Source organism: Rhodococcus sp. A14 (assembly GCF_011603105.1).
Lineage (GTDB): Bacteria > Actinomycetota > Actinomycetes > Mycobacteriales > Mycobacteriaceae > Rhodococcus_F > Rhodococcus_F opacus.
Map to the genome: position 1 here is coordinate 21,077 of NZ_JAAOQS010000052.1, position 18,118 is coordinate 39,194.

At 69.4% G+C, this 18,118-nt stretch carries 18 protein-coding genes; 5 read left to right on the plus strand and 13 right to left on the minus strand.

Going from position 1 to position 18,118, the window contains the following annotated elements; translation table 11 throughout:
• Window positions 1-7: 7 nt before the first annotated feature.
• Window positions 8-1,399 carry a glycine--tRNA ligase gene (locus G9373_RS24715; protein ID WP_005571613.1) on the minus strand — a complete coding sequence of 464 codons (1,392 nt, stop codon included), beginning with the start codon at window positions 1,397-1,399 and terminating at the stop codon, window positions 8-10.
• Window positions 1,400-1,620: 221 nt separating this feature from the next.
• On the opposite strand from G9373_RS24715, the gene G9373_RS24720 reads away from it, so the two are divergent.
• Together G9373_RS24720 and G9373_RS24725 are read left to right on the plus strand one after the other, a co-directional pair.
• Window positions 1,621-1,974 (plus strand): metalloregulator ArsR/SmtB family transcription factor, encoded by a 354-nt coding sequence (locus G9373_RS24720; RefSeq protein WP_005574847.1) that lies wholly within the window; start codon window positions 1,621-1,623, stop codon window positions 1,972-1,974.
• Window positions 1,971-2,396 carry a Fur family transcriptional regulator gene (locus G9373_RS24725; RefSeq protein WP_005247888.1) on the plus strand — a complete coding sequence of 142 codons (426 nt, stop codon included), beginning with the start codon at window positions 1,971-1,973 and terminating at the stop codon, window positions 2,394-2,396. Before G9373_RS24720 ends, G9373_RS24725 begins: the two co-directional genes overlap by 4 nt.
• Window positions 2,397-2,399: 3 nt before the next feature.
• Here G9373_RS24725 and G9373_RS24730 read toward each other — a convergent pair whose 3' ends face one another.
• From G9373_RS24730 to G9373_RS24785, 12 genes are all read right to left on the minus strand, one after another.
• Entirely contained in the window at window positions 2,400-2,801 is a 402-nt protein-coding gene (locus G9373_RS24730; protein WP_005247889.1) for a hypothetical protein, read from the minus strand.
• Window positions 2,798-3,607: an isoprenyl transferase gene (locus G9373_RS24735; protein WP_054248445.1), complete on the minus strand. Its 810-nt coding sequence runs from the start codon at window positions 3,605-3,607 to the stop codon at window positions 2,798-2,800. Before G9373_RS24735 ends, G9373_RS24730 begins: the two co-directional genes overlap by 4 nt.
• Window positions 3,573-4,388 (minus strand): DNA repair protein RecO, encoded by an 816-nt coding sequence (gene recO, locus G9373_RS24740; protein WP_043790027.1) that lies wholly within the window; start codon window positions 4,386-4,388, stop codon window positions 3,573-3,575. Before recO ends, G9373_RS24735 begins: the two co-directional genes overlap by 35 nt.
• A 58-nt stretch (window positions 4,389-4,446) precedes the next feature.
• Window positions 4,447-5,403, minus strand: a complete 957-nt coding sequence (locus tag G9373_RS24745; RefSeq protein ID WP_005567068.1) for an alpha/beta hydrolase — start codon at window positions 5,401-5,403, stop codon at window positions 4,447-4,449.
• Between the two features lie 97 nt (window positions 5,404-5,500).
• On the minus strand, window positions 5,501-5,791 hold the full coding sequence (locus tag G9373_RS24750) for a DUF1905 domain-containing protein (RefSeq protein WP_043790025.1): 291 nt from the start codon (window positions 5,789-5,791) through the stop codon (window positions 5,501-5,503).
• 96 nt (window positions 5,792-5,887) lie between these two features.
• Window positions 5,888-6,568, minus strand: a complete 681-nt coding sequence (locus G9373_RS24755) for a response regulator (RefSeq protein ID WP_120660668.1) — start codon at window positions 6,566-6,568, stop codon at window positions 5,888-5,890.
• On the minus strand, window positions 6,565-9,102 hold the full coding sequence (locus G9373_RS24760) for a sensor histidine kinase KdpD (RefSeq protein WP_005561983.1): 2,538 nt from the start codon (window positions 9,100-9,102) through the stop codon (window positions 6,565-6,567). The genes G9373_RS24755 and G9373_RS24760 overlap by 4 nt, the downstream gene beginning before the upstream one ends.
• Window positions 9,103-9,109: 7 nt before the next feature.
• Window positions 9,110-9,760, minus strand: coding sequence for a potassium-transporting ATPase subunit C (locus tag G9373_RS24765; protein WP_054248440.1), 651 nt, complete (start codon window positions 9,758-9,760; stop codon window positions 9,110-9,112).
• Window positions 9,761-9,766: 6 nt separating this feature from the next.
• Window positions 9,767-11,872 carry a potassium-transporting ATPase subunit KdpB gene (gene kdpB, locus G9373_RS24770; protein ID WP_167117226.1) on the minus strand — a complete coding sequence of 702 codons (2,106 nt, stop codon included), beginning with the start codon at window positions 11,870-11,872 and terminating at the stop codon, window positions 9,767-9,769.
• Window positions 11,869-13,554 carry a potassium-transporting ATPase subunit KdpA gene (kdpA, locus tag G9373_RS24775; RefSeq protein ID WP_167117229.1) on the minus strand — a complete coding sequence of 562 codons (1,686 nt, stop codon included), beginning with the start codon at window positions 13,552-13,554 and terminating at the stop codon, window positions 11,869-11,871. Before kdpA ends, kdpB begins: the two co-directional genes overlap by 4 nt.
• Window positions 13,554-13,652, minus strand: a complete 99-nt coding sequence (locus G9373_RS24780; protein ID WP_005561976.1) for a potassium-transporting ATPase subunit F — start codon at window positions 13,650-13,652, stop codon at window positions 13,554-13,556. Before G9373_RS24780 ends, kdpA begins: the two co-directional genes overlap by 1 nt.
• Before the next feature lie 241 nt (window positions 13,653-13,893).
• A complete protein-coding gene (locus G9373_RS24785; protein WP_054248437.1) occupies window positions 13,894-14,523 on the minus strand; it encodes a pyridoxamine 5'-phosphate oxidase family protein in 630 nt (209 codons plus the stop codon).
• Window positions 14,524-14,601: 78 nt separating this feature from the next.
• Here G9373_RS24785 and G9373_RS24790 point away from each other — a divergent pair, with 78 nt between their 5' ends.
• From G9373_RS24790 to G9373_RS24800, 3 genes are read left to right on the plus strand one after another with little or no spacing between them, the layout of a single operon-like run.
• The gene (locus G9373_RS24790) at window positions 14,602-16,050 is read left to right on the plus strand and encodes a PLP-dependent aminotransferase family protein (protein ID WP_167117234.1); all 1,449 of its coding nucleotides are present in this window, start codon (window positions 14,602-14,604) and stop codon (window positions 16,048-16,050) included.
• 40 nt (window positions 16,051-16,090) lie between these two features.
• A complete protein-coding gene (locus G9373_RS24795) occupies window positions 16,091-17,536 on the plus strand; it encodes an amidase (protein ID WP_005569894.1) in 1,446 nt (481 codons plus the stop codon).
• A gap of 3 nt (window positions 17,537-17,539) precedes the next feature.
• A complete protein-coding gene (locus G9373_RS24800) occupies window positions 17,540-18,112 on the plus strand; it encodes a TetR/AcrR family transcriptional regulator (protein ID WP_167117237.1) in 573 nt (190 codons plus the stop codon).
• Window positions 18,113-18,118 lie beyond the last annotated feature (6 nt).

Below are 18,118 nucleotides of genomic sequence, written 5' to 3' on the forward strand. Positions count from 1 at the left end.
CGGCGGATCAGGAACCGATGAGGCGCTGCGCCAGGTAACCCTCGACCTGGTCGAGCGCGACCCGCTCCTGAGCCATGGAGTCACGCTCACGCACGGTCACGGCGTGGTCCTCGAGCGTGTCGAAGTCCACGGTGATGCAGAACGGTGTGCCGATCTCGTCCTGACGGCGGTAGCGGCGGCCGATCGCGCCGGCGTCGTCGAACTCGACGTTCCAGTGCTGGCGGAGCGTCGCGGCGAGATCCTTGGCCTTCGGCGTCAGGTCCGCGTTACGCGACAGCGGCAGCACCGCGGCCTTCACCGGGGCGAGACGACGGTCCAGACGCAGCACGGTGCGCTTGTCGACGCCGCCCTTCGCGTTCGGCGCCTCGTCCTCGGTGTACGCGTCGACGAGGAACGCCATCAGCGACCGCGTGAGACCGGCTGCCGGCTCGATGACGTACGGCGTGTAGCGCTCACCGGTGGCCTGGTCGTAGTAGTTGAGATCGGTGCCGGAGTGCTTCGAGTGGGTCGACAGGTCGAAGTCGGTGCGGTTGGCCACACCTTCGAGCTCGCCCCACTCGCTGCCCTGGAAGTGGAAGCGGTACTCGATGTCGACGGTGCGCTTGGAGTAGTGCGACAGCTTGTCCTGGGCGTGCTCGTACAGGCGCAGGTTGTCCTTGTTGATGCCGAGCCCGGTGTACCAGTCCATGCGGTAGTCGATCCAGTACTGGTGCCACTCTTCGTCCTCGCCGGGCTTGACGAAGAATTCCATCTCCATCTGCTCGAACTCGCGGGTGCGGAAGATGAAGTTTCCAGGCGTGATCTCGTTGCGGAAGCTCTTGCCGATCTGGCCGATACCGAACGGCGGCTTCTTGCGCGACGTGGTGAGCACGTTCGCGAAGTTCACGAAGATGCCCTGCGCGGTCTCCGGGCGGAGGTAGTGCATGCCCTCTTCGCTCTCGACCGGGCCGAGGTACGTCTTGAGCATCATGTTGAAGTCGCGGGGCTCGGTCCACTGACCGACCGTGCCGCAGTCGGGACAGGCCACGACGTCCATCGGGACGTCGTCCGGGTTGTCGAGGCCCTTCTTCTCCGCGTAGGCCTCCTGCAGGTGGTCCTGACGGTGGCGCTTGTGACAGTTGAGGCACTCGACCAGCGGGTCGTTGAACACGCCGACGTGACCGGACGCCACCCACACCTCGCGGGGCAGGATGACCGAGGAGTCGAGGCCGACGACGTCCTCGCGGCTGGTGACCATGTTGCGCCACCACTGCTTCTTGATGTTCTCCTTGAGCTCGACGCCCAAGGGGCCGTAGTCCCAGGCCGACTTCGTGCCTCCGTAGATCTCACCGCACGGGTAGACCAGGCCACGACGCTTGGCGAGATTGACGACGGTTTCGACTTTGGACTTCGGTGCCACTCGGGTGCTCTCCATCTGGGTAATAGATGCATGGTTCACGTGCGCTTTTCGGAGCCCAGCCTATCTGCCCGACCGCGGTCGGTTCACCCACCCGGTTGACATGCGTATTCGTGCATATCAAAATGGAATCGATTTGCAATAAGGTGAGGGTGATCCTCCCGGGCCGACGGCCTCGCGGCCACGGTCCCGTCCATTGTCCGGCACACCGAAGGAGATCACTGGTGAGCGTCATCGATCCCGGGGATCTGCATCCGTTCGAGGCGGCGGCGCCCGCTCCCGTGCCGTCGAAGGAGACCCTTGCGGCGGCCGGCGACATCCTGCGCGCCCTCGCGGCCCCCGTCCGGATCGCGATCGTCCTCCAGCTCCGCGAATCGGAACGGTGCGTGCACGAACTCGTCGGGGCACTCGGAGTCACCCAGCCACTGATCAGCCAGCATCTTCGCGTGCTCAAGGCCGCGGGCGTCGTCCGCGGCGAACGCACGGGACGTGAGGTCCTCTACCGCCTGGTGGACGACCACCTCGCCCACATCGTCGTGGACGCCGTCGCGCACGCCGAGGAAGGACAGAAGCCTTGACCCAGAACACCGGCCAGCGCAAACCCGTCGTCGTGGGAGTACGCGCTACCAAGCAGCGCAGCGCCATCTCCGCGCTCCTCGACGACATCGAGGAGTTCCGGTCGGCGCAGGAACTGCACGACGAACTCCGCAAGCGCGGCGAGGGCATCGGGCTGACCACCGTCTACCGCACCCTGCAGACGCTCGCCGACGCCGGAACGGTCGACGTCCTGCGCACCGACACCGGTGAATCCGTGTACCGGCGCTGCTCGTCCGGACATCACCATCACCTGGTCTGCCGTGCCTGCGGCTACACCGTCGAGGTCGAGGGACCGACCGTCGAGCAGTGGTCGCAGTCGATCGCCGACGCCCACGGCTTCTCCGACGTCAGCCACACCATCGAGATCTTCGGCCTCTGCAAGGACTGCACCGCGACGCAGTGAGCGTCAGGGGATCAGCCCCTGCCGGGCGGTGTCCGCGCCGCTGAGCACGAGAAGCAGCATCGTGGTCAGTGCCTCGTCCTCGAGCCCGGCGGCGGGGAACGTGTAGCGCAGGATGACGTCCGCGAGCCGGCCGTGACCGAACACCGCGATCGAACCGAACTGCAGTGCGCTGTTCCGTTCCGCGACCTTCTTGTGCAGCGACGCGCTGACCGGACGATCCCAGGCCAGCACGCACGTCATCGACAGCACGTCGAGGCCCTCGGTGAGGGTCATCGCACTGATCGAGCACAGCGCCCCGGCGTACTCGAAACTCAGCGAACCGTCCTCCGCCCGGGTGACGGTGGCGAAGTGCTCGAGCGCGTCCGCCGCGCGCGCCAGCAGCGCGGGCGCCCCGTCGACGGTCATTTCACCCCACCGAACCGACGGTCACGCGACGCGTACTCGACACACGCCGCCCACAGGTCCCGGCGGTCGAAATCGGGAAACAGCTTCTCCTGATACACCATCTCGGCGTAGGCCGACTGCCAGATCAGGAAGTTGGACGTGCGCTGCTCGCCGGACGGCCGGAGGAACAGGTCCACGTCCGGCATGTCCGGCTCGTCGAGGTACCGGGCCACGGTCGCCTCGGTGATCTTCTCCGGGTCGAGTTGCCCCGCCGCGACCCGCCTGCCGATCTCCTTCGCCGCGTCCGCGATCTCCGCGCGCCCGCCGTAGTTGACGCACATCGTCAGGTTCATGACCGTATTGTGCTTCGTGAGCTCCTCGGCGATCTCGAGTTCCTTGATGACGCTGCGCCACAGCTTGGGCCGGCGGCCCGCCCACCGCACACGCACTCCCATCTCGTGCATCTCGTCGCGGCGACGGCGGATCACGTCGCGGTTGAAGCCCATCAGGAAGCGGACCTCCTCGGGGCTGCGCTTCCAGTTCTCGGTGGAGAACGCGTAGGCCGACAACCATTCGACGCCCATCTCGATGCACCCGCAGACGGCGTCCATCAACACGGCCTCGCCGCGTTCGTGGCCCGCGGTCCGGGGCAGTCCCCGCTCCTGCGCCCAGCGGCCGTTGCCGTCCATCACCAGCGCGATGTGCCGGGGCACGAGTTCGGATTGCAGGCCCGGCGGGCGAGCACCCGAGGGGTGCGGGTCCGGCAGCCGGATCTGGCGCTCGGCCCCGGAATTATGCGGGGCTCGAGGTTCGCGTCGTCGAATCACGGTCCCCATCCTGCCTGACCGAATTCTCCACCCCTACCGCCGCATGCGGTCGTGCGCGTTCGATCAGCGGGAGAGTGCGGAGTTGCCGTTCGAGGTGCCACTGCAGGTGCGCCGCGACCAGACCGCTGGCCTGCCCCCGCAACGACTCGGGCACGTCCTCCGTGCTCGCCCAGTCGCCGCGGATCAGCGCATCCATCAGGTCGAGGACACCCGGTGACGGCGTGGCGGCGCCCGGCGGCCGGCAATGGACGCACACCGCTCCCCCGGCGGCCACGTGGAATGCCCGGTGCGGTCCGGGGGCGCTGCACCGCGCGCAGTCGTCGAGGGCGGGAGCCCATCCCGCAAAACCCATGGCCCGCAACAGGAAGGCGTCGAGGATCAGCTCGCACGGGCGGTTGTGCTCGGCGACGGCCCGCAGCGCCCCGACCGTCAGGCGATGCAGTTGCGGCGCCGGAGCCCGTTCCTCACCGGCGAGACGCTCGGCGGTCTCGAGGATCGCGCACGCCGTGGTGTACCGGGAGTAGTCGTCGACGATGTCGGTCGCGAATGCGTCGACCGTCTGGACCTGGGTGACGATGTCGAGGTTGCGGCCGGGGTAGAGCTGCACGTCGATGTGCGCGAACGGCTCGAGCCGGGCACCGAACTTGGACTTCGTGCGGCGCACCCCCTTGGCGACCGCGCGCACCAGACCGTGCTGCCGGGTGAGGAGTGTGACGATACGGTCGGCCTCGCCCAGCTTGTGCTGGCGCAGGACCACCGCATTGTCTCGATACAACCTCACCGGTCCAGTCTCCCACGTCGAGGCGACCGCATTCCGCAGGCCGACCCGCGTGCGACGGTCAGGGCTCGGTGCGCCCGTCGCGCACGGCGTCGACGACGTCGCGGACTCCGTCGATGACGAGTTGCGGCTGCTCGATGTTGATGTTGTGGCCGCTGTTCGTGTTCGTGACATGCGTGGCACCCGGGACGAGTTGTGCCAGATCCGCCTGCGCCTTCGGCTGCACGGCGTCGAGGGCCGGGCCGTAGCCGGGATCGATGTCGGCGGGGAGGCTTCCGTTCGCAATGCCCTCCGCGATCTGCGGCGCCACCGAACGGTCGGCGGAGAGGACGACGAGCGGCTGGGGCCGGATCGGTTCGGCGGCGCGGATCTCGTCGAAGCTGCGGACGAAGTCGACACGCTCGAGGTCCGGGTACTCGTCGAGACTGTCCTGCTGCGGGGTGTTGAGCCGCAGGAACTCCTCGAACTGCTCCGGCGGCAGGAGTGTCTGCAACTCCTCCGACTGCGCGTCGATCAGCACCATGCCCGCCACCTCGTCGGGATGGGTGCCGGCGAAGAGTCTCGCGATCTGACCGCCGTAGGAGTGGGCGGCCAGCACGTAGGGGCCGGGGCCGGCCTCGCCGGTGGCGCCCAGCAGCGACTGGAGGTCGGCGACCGCGTCCGTGGTGGTGATCGGCTGCGGAACCGGGTCGCTGCGGCTCAATGCGTCGTCGCCCAGCACGACTCCCGGCCGGTCGTACGAGCAGACTCGGGTGAACTCGGCGACCCCGTCGAAGGCCGAGGTGCTCGCCGGATCGGCCGTCGTCGTCCACTGATCGGCACCGAACCGGAGACCGGACACGAACACGACGGTCGGTGCGCCTGTGCCCGCACACTCGAGATGGATGTGCCTACCCCCGCCGATGTCGACGGTGCCGGCGAAATTTTCGCTCGTGCCGCCGTCGTCGCTCGCTCCGCACGCGGCGACGAGCACCACGACCCCCAGAGTGGGGAGCCACCCCGACAACCGCGGCCACATCGGCACGACACACCTCGAAACCCGTTCGGAAACGCAGACCGCTTCCGGGTGATCCGTACCCCACTCTCCCCGGATCAAACCCGGACGCCGCCCGGCGTCACCTGAAACGCTGCTCGAGGTGCACCGTCACCTCCTCCCCGGCACCGTCCTTACCGATCAGCGTGCACAGTGCGATCTTCAGGGGAAGCCAGTGCGGACCTTCACCCGAGGGCATCAGGGTCGCATTGAACGGGTGGCCGTCGATGGTCCCGCCGACCTTCACCGGCCGCCGCGTTCCGAGAAGTTCAGCGGAGTCCGGCACGGTCACGTACGTCGCGAACGCCCCGTCCTTCTGGATCGGCGCCGTGAAGGTGTGCGCGAGTGGTTGCGGGGTCTTCGGTGCGGGCATTCGTGGCTCCTCCGGTCGAGTGTGATGCTGCGGTCGAAGGTAGGACTCCCGGAGCCGGGCGGAATCATCGGTCGTGAGCAGGATCACGTCGCCCAGTCACATCTGGAACCGGTACCCCATCCCGGCCTCGGTGATGAGGTGACGCGGATGGGACGGGTCGTCCTCGAGTTTGCGCCTCAGCTGCGCCAGATACACCCGCAGATAGTGGGTCTCGGTGGCGTACGCCGGCCCCCACACCTCCCGCAGCAGTTCCTTCTGTCCCACCAGCTTGCCCTTGTTGCGCACCAGCATCTCGAGCATTCCCCACTCGGTCGGTGTCAGGTGCACCTCGGTCCCCGCCCGCCGCACCGTCTTCGCCGCCAGATCGACCGTGAACGAATCCGTCTCCACCACAGGTTCACTCGTGTCGACGACCGTCGTCGCCCGGCGGGCGGCCGCACGCACCCGGGCCAGGAACTCGTCCATCCCGAACGGCTTGGTGACGTAGTCGTCGGCGCCGGCGTCGAGGGCTTCGACCTTGTCGGCGGAATCCGTCCGCGCCGACAGGACGATCACCGGTGCGGGGCACCATCCGCGGAGGCCGGCCAGCACCTCGGTGCCGTCCATGTCGGGTAGCCCGAGGTCGAGCACGATCACGTCCGGCGGCCGCTCGGCCGCGGCGCGCAGGGCGGCCGCACCGGACGCGGCCGTCACCACGTCGTACCCGCGCACGCTCAGATTGATCCGCAGGGCGCGGAGAATCTGCGGTTCGTCGTCGACGACGAGAACTCTCGTCATGAATGCTCCCCTCCCGCCCCGGCCAGCTCCACCACCATCGTCAGACCACCGCCGGGGGTGTCGGTGGCGCTGATGGTCCCGCCCATCGCGTCGACGAATCCGCGGACGACGGAGAGCCCGAGCCCGACTCCCGTGGTCGTGTCGCGGTCCCCCAGCCGCTGGAACGGGGCGAACAACTCGTCTGCCCGCCCACGCGGAATTCCCGGCCCCGTGTCGGCGACGGTGATGACGGCGCGGTCTCCCACCGCCGCGGCACCGACCCGGATCACGGAATCCTCACCGTAGCGGAGTGCGTTGTCGATCAGATTGGCGAGCACCCGCTCGAGCAGGCCCGAATCCGCCATCGCCGTGACCGTTCCGACGTCGACTTCCACCCTTTCCCGGGCCCTGGTCCCGGTCCGGCCGCCGATTCCCAGACCCACCAGCGCCCGGTGCACCACCTCGTCGAGGTACACCGGCCGCAGCGCCGGGGTCACCACTCCCGCCGCGAGACGGGAGGAGTCGAGCAGGTTGCCGACGAGAGAGGTCAGCACGTCGGCCGATTCCTCGATGGTCGCGAGCAGTTCGGCGGTGTCCTCCGGGGAGAAGTCGACGTCGTCGCTGCGCAGACTGGACGCGGCGGCCTTGACCGCGGCCAGCGGGGTCCGGAGGTCGTGGCTGACGGCGGACAGCAGCGACCGCCGCAACCGGTCGGCCTCGGCCAGCGCCTGCGCCTGACCCGCCTCCTGCGCGAGTTCGGTCTGGCGGATCATGCCCACCGCCTGGTTGGCGACAGCGAGCAGCACGCGACGGTCCCGGGCGTGCAGTTCGCTGCCGCGCAGGGCGAGCGCGTATTCCCCTTCCCCCACCTCGCAGACGGTGTCGGCGTCGTCGACGCTCACCGGTGGGTGCGGCCCGACGGACCCCACCGGACCGCGGTCCCGGTGCAGCACGCTGACCGAATCCTGGCTGTAGGTCTCGCGCACCTTCTCGAGCAGGGTGTCGAGGTCGGCGCCGCGCAGCACCGATCCGGCGAACAGTGCCAGCAACTCGGCTTCCTGCGACGCCCGGCGGGCTTCCCGCGACCGCTTGGCGGCCGCGTCGACCAGGACCGCGACGGCGACGGCCACCACGAGCAGCACGACCGTGGTGATGAAGTTGTCCGGTTCGGCGATGGTGAAGCTCCGCACCGGCGGCGTGAAGAAGTAGTTGAGGAACAGACCCGAGATCAGCGCGGAGAACGCGGCGGGGGCGACACCGCCGAGCAGCGAGACGAGCAGCACCACGATGAAGAACAGGGCCCCCTCGCCGACCAATCCGAGCCGACGGTCGACGGCACTCATCACCAGCGTGGCCACGGTCGGTACGAGGACCGCGGCGATCCAGGCGATCGCCGTGCGCGAACGGGATCCCACCGGCGACAAGCGCCTCGGGCGGTGGGATTCGCCGTGCGTCACCATGTGCACGTCGATCGACCCGGACTGTTGCACCACGCTTGCGCCGATGCCCTCGTCGAAGATCCGCGCCCACCGTGAGCGTCTCGACGTGCCCAGCACCAATTGTGTGGCGTTCGCGGTCCGGGCGAAGTCGAGCAAAGTGGTCGGGACGTCGTCGCCGACGACGCTGTGCAGACTCGCGCCGATATTCGCGGCGAGGGTCCGTACCTTGCCCATCTCCGGGGCCGAGACACCTGCGAGGCCGTCGCCGCGCACCACGTGCACGACGATCAGTTCGGCGCTGGATCTCGACGCGATCCGGCCGGCGCGGCGAACCAGCGTCTCCGATTCCGGTCCGCCCGTCACCGCGACCACCACCCGTTCCCGGGCCTCCCACGTGTCGGTGATCTTGTTCTCCGCACGATATTTCGCGAGTGCGGCATCCACCTGGTCGGCCACCCACAGCAGCGCGAGTTCGCGGAGTGCGGTGAGATTCCCTTTCCGGAAGTAGTTGCTCAGGGCCGCGTCGACTTTGTCCGCGGCATAGATGTTTCCGTGGGACAGCCTGCGGCGCAAAGCCTCCGGCGTGATGTCGACCAATTCGACCTGGGTGGCGGCGCGCACCACCTCGTCGGGAACCGTTTCCTGCTGCACCACGCCGGTGATCCGCTGGACCACGTCGTTGAGGCTTTCGAGGTGCTGGACGTTGAGCGTCGAGAGGACGTCGATCCCCGCGGCGAGGAGTATCTCCACGTCCTGCCAGCGCTTTTCGTGGACACTGCCCGGCGTGTTCGTGTGCGCGAGCTCGTCGACGAGGACCAGCGCCGGCCTGCGGGCCAGTACGGCCTCGACATCGAGTTCCCGGCCGAGCGTGCCCCGGTAGGCGATCAGCTTGGGCGGAATCAGTTCGAGGTCGCCGAGCTGCGCCGCCGTGCGGTCGCGGCCGTGGGTCTCCACCACGGCCGCGACCACGTCGCACCCCCGCTCCCGGCGGCGGTGCGCCTCACCGAGCATCGCGAACGTCTTGCCGACGCCCGGTGCGGCACCGAGATAGATGCGCAGTTCACCGCGTCGGCGTTCGATGTCCCGGCGCTCGCCGTCGGTTCCGGTACCACTCACCTCGCCATCATCCACCAGCGGTCGGGGCCGTGCACTCAGGAGCGGTCAGTCCGAGGGCCAGGTTCAGTCCGAGGACGTTCACCCGTTCCTCACCGAGGAAGCCGAGTTGCCTTCCCTCGGTGTTCTCGTCGACGAGTTGCCGGACCCGGGTCTCGCTGAGGCCGTTCTCCGCCGCCACCCTCGGCACCTGCAACGCCGCATACGCGGGGCTGATGTGCGGGTCGATGCCCGAGCCGGAACCGGTGACCGCGTCCGCCGGTACCTCGGCGGGGTCCACCCCTTCCCGGGTGGCGATCGCCGCCCGCCGGTCGGCGATGAACGTCGCCAGGATCTCGCTGCTCGGCCCCTGATTGGTGGGCAGGGCGGTAGCGGGGTCTCCCGGCGCGAACGGATCCTGATCGGCCACCGACCCGGTGACCCGGTTGTGGAAGAACGGATCCGGCTCCCCCGCCGGCACCTGCGGGTCGACACCGACCCACCGGCTCCCGACGACGCAGCCGGTGCTGTCGCGCACCGCAGACCCCTCGGCCGCTCCGGCGCCGATCCTGCTCACCCCCCACACTGCGGCGGGATAGAGCACACCGAGGACTGCTGTGAGTGCGAGCAGGACGAGTAGTCCGGCCCAGGTCTGCCGGAGCAGGCCGATGAGAAATCGCATGCGGGATCACCCAATTCCGGGAATGAGACGGACGACGAGGTCGATGAGCCAGATACCGGCGAAGGGTGTGATCACACCGCCGAGGCCGTAGATCAGCAGGTTGCGGCCCAGCAGCGTCGACGCGGACGACGGACGGTAGCGAACGCCTTTCAGCGACAACGGGATCAGCGCGACGATCACCACGGCGTTGAAGATCACCGCCGACAGGATGGCCGATTCCGGGGTGGCCAGCCGCATGATGTTCAGCGTGTCCAGCTGCGGATAGATGCCGCTGAACAGGGCGGGGAGAATCGCGAAGTATTTGGCCAGGTCGTTGGCGAGCGAGAACGTGGTGAGCGCACCGCGCGTGATGAGCAGTTGCTTGCCGATCTCGACCACCTCGATGAGCTTGGTGGGATCCGAATCGAGATCCACCATGTTCCCGGCTTCCTTCGCCGCCGACGTGCCGGTGTTCATCGCCACCCCGACATCCGCCTGGGCCAGCGCCGGAGCGTCGTTGGTGCCGTCCCCGGTCATCGCGACGAGCCGGCCGCCCTCCTGTTCCCTCCGGATCAGCGCGAGCTTGTCCTCGGGTGTCGCCTCGGCCATGAAGTCGTCGACTCCGGCCTCGGCCGCGATGGCCTTCGCCGTCAACGGGTTGTCGCCGGTGATCATCACCGTGCGAATCCCCATGGCCCGCAGTTCCGCGAACCTCTCGGCGATGCCCGGTTTCACCACGTCCGACAGCGCGATCACGCCGAGGACGGTCGCCGCGTCTCCGCGGACGGTGGCGACCACCAACGGCGTTCCCCCGGACTGCGCGATCTGGTTCACGCTGTCGGTGACCGCGGGCGCCGCGCGCCCGCCGTGCGCCTGCACCCAGGTCAGCACGGCGTCGCTCGCGCCCTTGCGGATCCGGGCGCCGTCGATGTCGAGTCCGCTCATCCGGGTCTGCGCCGTGAACGGCACGAACTCCGCTGCTCTCTCCACCTCGGACGGTGCCGGGTCCAGCCCGAAGTCGCGGGCGCACAGGTCCACGATGCTGCGACCCTCGGGGGTGCCGTCCGCGAGGCTGGACAACCGTGCGGCCGTGGCCAACTCGATCGCGGAAACCCCCGGTGCGGGATGCAAGGCCGTGGCCTGCCGGTTACCGAACGTGATGGTGCCGGTCTTGTCCATCAGCAGTGTGTCGATGTCGCCGGCGGCCTCCACCGCCCGCCCCGACATCGCCAGGACGTTCCGCTGCACCAGCCGGTCCATCCCGGCGATGCCGATGGCCGACAGCAGGGCCCCAATCGTGGTGGGGATCAGGCACACCAGCAGCGCGATCAGCTTGATCGGATCCTGCTCCTGGCCCGCGTACAGGCCCATCGGACCGATCGCGACGACGGCCAGCAGGAAGATGATCGTCAGCGACGCCAGCAGGATGTTCAGCGCGATCTCGTTCGGCGTCTTCTGCCGCGCCGCCCCCTCCACGAGGGCGATCATCCGGTCCACGAACGACTGTCCGGGGGCCGCGGTGATGCGGACGACGATCCGGTCGGAGAGCACGGTCGTGCCACCGGTGACGGCACACCGATCGCCGCCGGATTCGCGGACGACGGGCGCCGATTCGCCGGTGACGGCCGACTCGTCCACGGTCGCGATGCCGTCGACGACGTCGCCGTCGCCGGGTATCACCTCACCCGCCTCGACGACGACCCGGTCGCCGACGGTGAGTTCGGTACCCGCCACCGACTCCACCCGGCCGCTCACCGTGATCCGGTGGGCGACCGTGTCCTGCTTCACCTTCCGCAGGCTCGCCGCCTGCGCCTTGCCCCGCCCCTCCGCGACCGACTCGGCCAGATTCGCGAACAACACGGTGAACCACAACCAGGCGACGACAGCCCAGGAGAACACCGACGGGTCGGCGACGGCCATGACGGTGGTGACGACGGAACCGACGAACACCACGAACATCACCGGGTTGCGGGCGAGGTGCCGGGGGTCGAGTTTGCGCAGGGCGCCCGGTAGCGCCGTCACCAGCTGAGCGGGGCTGAAGATTCCCGCCTTCACGGGCGCCGGGTCGTGGCCGGCCTCGGGCGTCATGGTCGCCGCCCCGGTTTCCGGACGACTGGTCACGTTCACACTCATTGCAGAGCCTCCGCGATCGGTCCCAGCGCGAGGGCCGGGAAGAATGTCAACGCCGCGACGAGCACGACGGTGCCGGTGAGGAGCCCGGTGAACATCGGGCCCGCCGTCGGCAGGGTTCCGGCGCCCGCGGCGGTCTTCTTCTGCGACGCCAGGGATCCGGCGAGCGCGAGGACGAAGATGATCGGCAGGAACCGGCCGAACAGCATGCACAGGCCGAGGGCGGTCTGGAACCAGTCGCTCGTCACCGTCAGCCCGCCGAACGCACTGCCGTTGTTGTTCGAGGCCGACGCGAACGCGTACAGCACTTCCGAGAACCCGTGGATGGATCCGGGACTTCCGGGGTCGCCGCTGTTGCCCTGGTAGCCGGTGGTCGAGGACAGGATCACGGTGATCCCGGTGCCGATCAGGACCAGCGCCGGCATCACCAGCACGGACAGGGCGGCGAGCGTGATCTCCCGCTGCCGCAGCTTCTTGCCCAGGTATTCGGGTGTGCGGCCGACGAGGAGTCCGCCGACGAAGACGGCGATCAGGGCGAGGACGAGGATTCCGTAGAGCCCGGTGCCGACACCGCCGGGCGCGATCTCACCGAGCAGCATGTTGAGCAGAACGGCTCCGCCCCCGAGCGGCGACAGGCTGTCGTGCGCCGAATTCACCGCGCCCGTGGATGTTCCGGTGGTGCTCACGGCGAACAGTGCCGTACCGGGAATTCCGAAACGAACCTCCTTGCCCTCCATCATCGCGCCCGCGGCGGTGGCGGCGATGCCGCGCCGACCCGACTCCGCCGCGAGCGTGACCGCGAGGAGCGATCCCCACAGGATGCCCATCACGGCGAGCAGGGTCAGCCCCTGCTTGCGATCGCCGACCATAGTGCCGAACGTGCGGGTGAGGGAGACCGGGATCAGCAGGATCGCGAGGATCTCGACGATGTTGCTGACCGGCGTCGGGTTCTCGAACGGATGCGCCGAGTTGGCGGCGAGGATCCCGCCGCCGTTGGTGCCGAGTTCCTTGATCGCTTCCTGTGAGGCGACGGGTGCGAGCGCGTTGGTGACGGAGTTGCCGTCCAGACCGGTGGACGCGAAGCCCGGGTGGAAGGACTGGATCACGCCCTGGCTCAGCAGGATCAGTGCGATCACGAAGGAGAGCGGCAGCAGAATGCGCAGGCTGCCGCGGGTGAGGTCCACCCAGAAGTTGCCGATCTCACCGCCGCGCGACACCCGGACGAACCCGCGGATCAGCGCCACTGCGACGGCCATGCCCACCGCTGCGGACACGAAGTTCTGCACGGCGAGCCCGACCGGCTGGGTCAGGTTGCTCATCGTGGTTTCGGGCGCATACGACTGCCAGTTGGTGTTCGTCACGAACGACACGGCGGTGTTGAACGCCACCGCGGGACTGACCCCGGAGAGGTCCCCGGACAGCGGCAGCACTCCCTGGATGCGCTGCAGGGCGTAGAGGAACAGCACACTCGCCGCCGAGAATCCCAGCACGCTGCCCGCGTAGCCGTACCAGGTCTGCTCGGTGTGGGGGTTGATGCGGCACAGGCGGTACAGCACGGATTCGACGCGAAGGTGACGGCGTGATTCGTACACGCGCGCCATGTAGTCGCCCACCGGCACGTACGCGACCGCGAGTACCGCGAGGACGAAAGCGACCTGCAGTCCGGCCGCCAGGGCAGGCGTCATCAGAACCGCTCCGGGTCGATGAGCGCGATCAGGAGGTACACGACGAGCGCGGCGGCGATCGCGACGAGCGCGACCGCGAGTATTCCGGCGCCCGTCATTTCACGCGTCCGGTCTGCAGGGCACGGAGAACGAGCGCGCAACAGGCGAATCCGCCGAGGACGAGCGCGACGTAGGCCACATCGGCCATGTGAGGATCCCTCTTCGTACTGATCCTGCGGTTCAGCGCAGGCATGACACCCCACGGTTGTGGGGTGTCATGCCAGCATCACGCGCGATCTCGGCGAAAGAGGCGGCGCTGACGAAGCGCTTACGGGGCTCCTACGGCTCTTGACGCTTTCCTTACGCGGTCCGGGTCAGCCGCGACACGGACGCGGGCACGGGTGTGCCGCTCGCCACCCACGGTGCCGGGACGGGCGCACCGGCGACCGACCGCACGGGGACCACGCCGGCCCAGGCGCTGCTGGTTTCGGTGGGTTCACCCGGTGGTGCGTCCCGCACCTTGACGGTCCACTGGCCCGCCGTGATCGGGAGGGCGAGGGCGAGTGTCGCGGCGAGTTCCTTGCGCCGGTGCCCCCGGACCTCCGTGCTGCGGCCGGGGATCAGCACGTCCGACAGCGCGTTCAGTGCGTCGGCGGATTCGTCTTCGCCGAGGGTGACGAGGTTGCCCCGCACCACCGCCGAACGGTAGTTGGCGGACGAGTCGAACAGGGTGTCCGCGACGACGATTCCGTCGAGCATCGCGACGCACAGCGCCGCCGGTGCGCCCGCCGCCACCTGCCGCAACGCGCCGGCCCCGGTGGAGCCGTGCAGCAGGATCCTGTCGCCGTCGCGGGCGTAGAGCATCGGCACGGCCCACGGCAGCCCGTCGACGACGGTGGCGAGGGTGCCCATCGGGGCGGCGTCGAGGACGGCGTCGAGTTGCGCTCGTTCGGTGCGGGCACGGTCCGGGTATCTCATGATCTTGTCCACGAGACCATCCTCACCCCATGTGGATTACCCATCCAGATCCACAATCACCATTATCGGCAGACCAGTATTGTCAGGACCATGCCCCGGATCAGCCCCGAACTGCACCTGACGTTGCGGCTCCCCGACACCGACGCGCCGCTTCGGCACCGCATCGCGGAGTCGATCCTCGACGAGATCCGCGTGGGTCGCCTGCGGCCCGGCGACCCACTGCCCTCCACGCGGGCGCTGGCCGAACACCTGACGGTCGCGCGGGCGTCGGTGGTCGACGCCTACGACGAACTCTGCTCGTCCGGATACGCGAACGCCCGCGCCGGTTCCGGCACGCGGATCGCACCGGGCGCCGACGTGGCGGCCCGCGCCCACGTCGCCTCGCACACGATCACCCGAACCTCGGAGCGGGCGTCCTCCGCCGCCCCCGAGAAGCCGGCGGCGCTCTGGGATCTCACTCCGGGTCACCCCGATCCCGCCCTGATCTCCACCGTCGACTGGCGCCGGGCGTGGCGGTCGGCCGCCGCCGCGGCCGTGACGTCGGACCTCCCGGGCCCCGGCGCACACCCGGAGTTGCGACGGTCTCTCGCGGCGCATCTACGCCGCACCCGGGGGATCGCCGCGCGCCCCGACGAACTGGTGATCGTCCCCGGAGTGGGCGCTGCGCTCCGCACTCTCGTTGCCGCCGCAGGACTCGACGGCCGGGACGTGGTGTTCGAGGAGCCCGGCTACAGCCGGGCCCGCACCGTCCTCGACGGTTCGGGGGTGCGGACGCGCTGCGTGTCCGTGGACGGCGACGGCCTCGACCCCGCGCTGCTGCGTGCGTCCGACGCCGCGGCCTACTGCACGCCTGCCCATCAGTATCCGATGGGTGCCCGGATGCCGGTGGGCCGCAGGGCCCGGCTCGTGGCCGACGCCGCAGCGTCCGGAACGGTGATCATCGAGGACGACTACGACGGCGAGTTCCGCTACGACGTGTCGGCGCTGCCCGCCCTGCGCAGCATCGACCGCGGGTCCGAATGCGTGGCGTACGTGGGCACCGCGTCGAAGATCCTCACGCCCTCGATCCGGGTGGCGTGGGTGATCGCCCCTCCGGCGCTGCGGCCGGGACTCGTCCGGGCCCTCGACGCGAGCGGTGAGGCGTGCTGCTCGATCACCGCCCTCGCGCTGGCGCATTTCATCGACTCGGGTGCGCTGTCACGGCACCTCGCCCGCGCCTCCCGCACCTACTCGGCCCGCCGGGCCGCCTTCGTCACGGCACTGCAGCACCAACTGTCCGCGGTCCACACGGGCGGAGTCGGGCTCGCCGGCATCGAGGCCGGTCTCCACGTCGTCCTGACGCTGCCCGGTTCCGTCGACGACGTCGCCCTGTCGGCTGAGCTGCGGGACCACGGTGTGACGGTCCCGAGCCTCGCCGACTACCGCACCATCCCGGACGGACCGCGGGGCTTGGTGTGCGGGTATGCCCGGCTGCCCGAATCGCGGGCCCGCGGGGCAGCCGAGGCGATCGGCGGGGTAGTCCGGCGACATCTCGGCTGATACTGTTCGTTCGAACGAACAGTCACGGGGAGGGGGCGACATGAGCGCGGAACACTTGGACGATCGACGGCAGCGCGACGACGACGGGGATCGGGCCCCGGGACTCGTCGAGCAGGTGACGGCGCTGACCTCCGGCGCCACGACGTCGGTCGCGGCCACCCGCGCCGCCCTCGACCGCATCGACGCGAGCCAGCCGACACTCAACGCGTTCAAGGTGATCCGCCGGACCACGGCACTGGCCGAAGCCGCCGAGGCCGACCACCGGATCGCCGCCGGTGAGCGCCTGCCGCTGCTCGGGGTCCCGATCGCCGTGAAAGACGACGTCGACGTGGCCGGCGAGCCGACCGCGTTCGGGTGCCCGGGCGACTTCCCGCCCGCGGCGCGCGACTCCGAGCTGGTGCGAAGGCTGCGCGCCGCCGGCGCCGTCGTCGTGGGCAAGACCAACAGTCCCGAGCTGGGACAGTGGCCGCTCACCGGCGGATCGGCCTTCGGGTACACCCGCAATCCCTGGAACGGTGACCACACCCCCGGAGGGTCGTCCGGCGGCGCCGCGGCGGCCGTGTCCGCCGGTGTGGTGTCCGCGGCGATCGGTTCGGACGGCGCCGGGTCCATCCGCATCCCCGCCGCCTGGACCAACCTCGTCGGGATCAAGCCGCAACGCGGCCGAATCTCCACCTGGCCTGCTGCCGAGGCGTTCTACGGCCTCACCGTCAACGGCCCGCTGGCCCGGACGGTCGCCGACGCGGCCCTGCTTCTCGACGTCGCATCGGGACCGCACGAGGGCGACCTGCACACGCCCGCACCGGTCACCGTCAGCGACGCCGTCGGCCGCGACCCCGGACCGCTACGCATCGCGCTGTCGCTGCGGATCCCGTTCACCGCAACCCCCACGTCACTGCATCCCGAAGTCCGCCAGGGCGTCGCACGGATCGCCGAGGCGCTGCGCAGGCTCGGGCATCGCGTCGTGGTGGACGACCCCGACTACGGGATCATGTTCGGGCTCGGCTTCCTCCCGCGGTCGATGGTCGGCATCGACGACTGGGTGCGGAAGGTCCCGGACCCGTCACTCGTCGACCCCCGCACGAAGGGCAACGCCCGGACCGGACGACTGTTGCGCGGGGCGCCATTACGCGCCGCCCGCGCCGCCGAGCCGAGGATGCAGCGACGGGTCGGGGCGATCTTCGACAAGTACGACCTCGTCCTCGCCCCGACCACCGCGACTCCCCCACCGAGGGTCGAGGGGATCGACGGCATCAGCTCCTGGGCCACGGACAAGGTGATCACCGCGGTCTGCCCGTACGCGTGGCCGTGGAACGTGCTGGGCTGGCCCAGCGTGAACGTCCCGGCCGGGTTCACGTCCGGCAACCTGCCGACCGGAGCCCAGCTGATGGGACACGACGGTGCCGAGCCGCTGCTGGTGTCGGTCGCGGCCCAGCTCGAGTCGGTGCTGCGGTGGGACCTGGAACGTCCCGAGAGGTGGTGGTGACCGATGGCTTCGACGGACGTCCGTGACCGCATCCTCGCGGCGGCGCTGCACGTCGTCGGCACGGAAGGCATTCCGGGCGTGACCAATCGGCGGATCGCCGCGCAGGCCGGGGTGTCGCTCGGCTCCATCACGTACCACTTCCCCACGCAGACCGACCTGTTGCGCGCCGCGTTGTCCGGGTTCGTGACGGAGGAGACGCAGCGGCTGTCCGATCTGGCGGAGGGATACCGGGACAAGGGGCTGAGCCTCGAGGACGCCGCGGCACTCACCGGGAAGGTCGCGAAGGATCTGGCGTTCTCCGCCGAGCGGATCGCCCCGTTCGAGCTGTACATCCAGGCGGGACGTGACCACGAGCTGCGTCAGGCTGCCGCCGAATGTTTCGCCGCGTACGACGATTTGACGGTGACGATCCTCACCGCCCTCGGCGTCCCGGACGCGGTGTCCGTCGCGCCGACCATCGTCGCCACCATCGCCGGCCTGCAGCTCAGGAGACTTGCGACCGGAAGCGACGGCGATCAGGACTTCGCGACGTCGGTGCTCCTCCTTCTGAGGGCCGCCGGCCCCGTGAGTGGTTGACGAGTC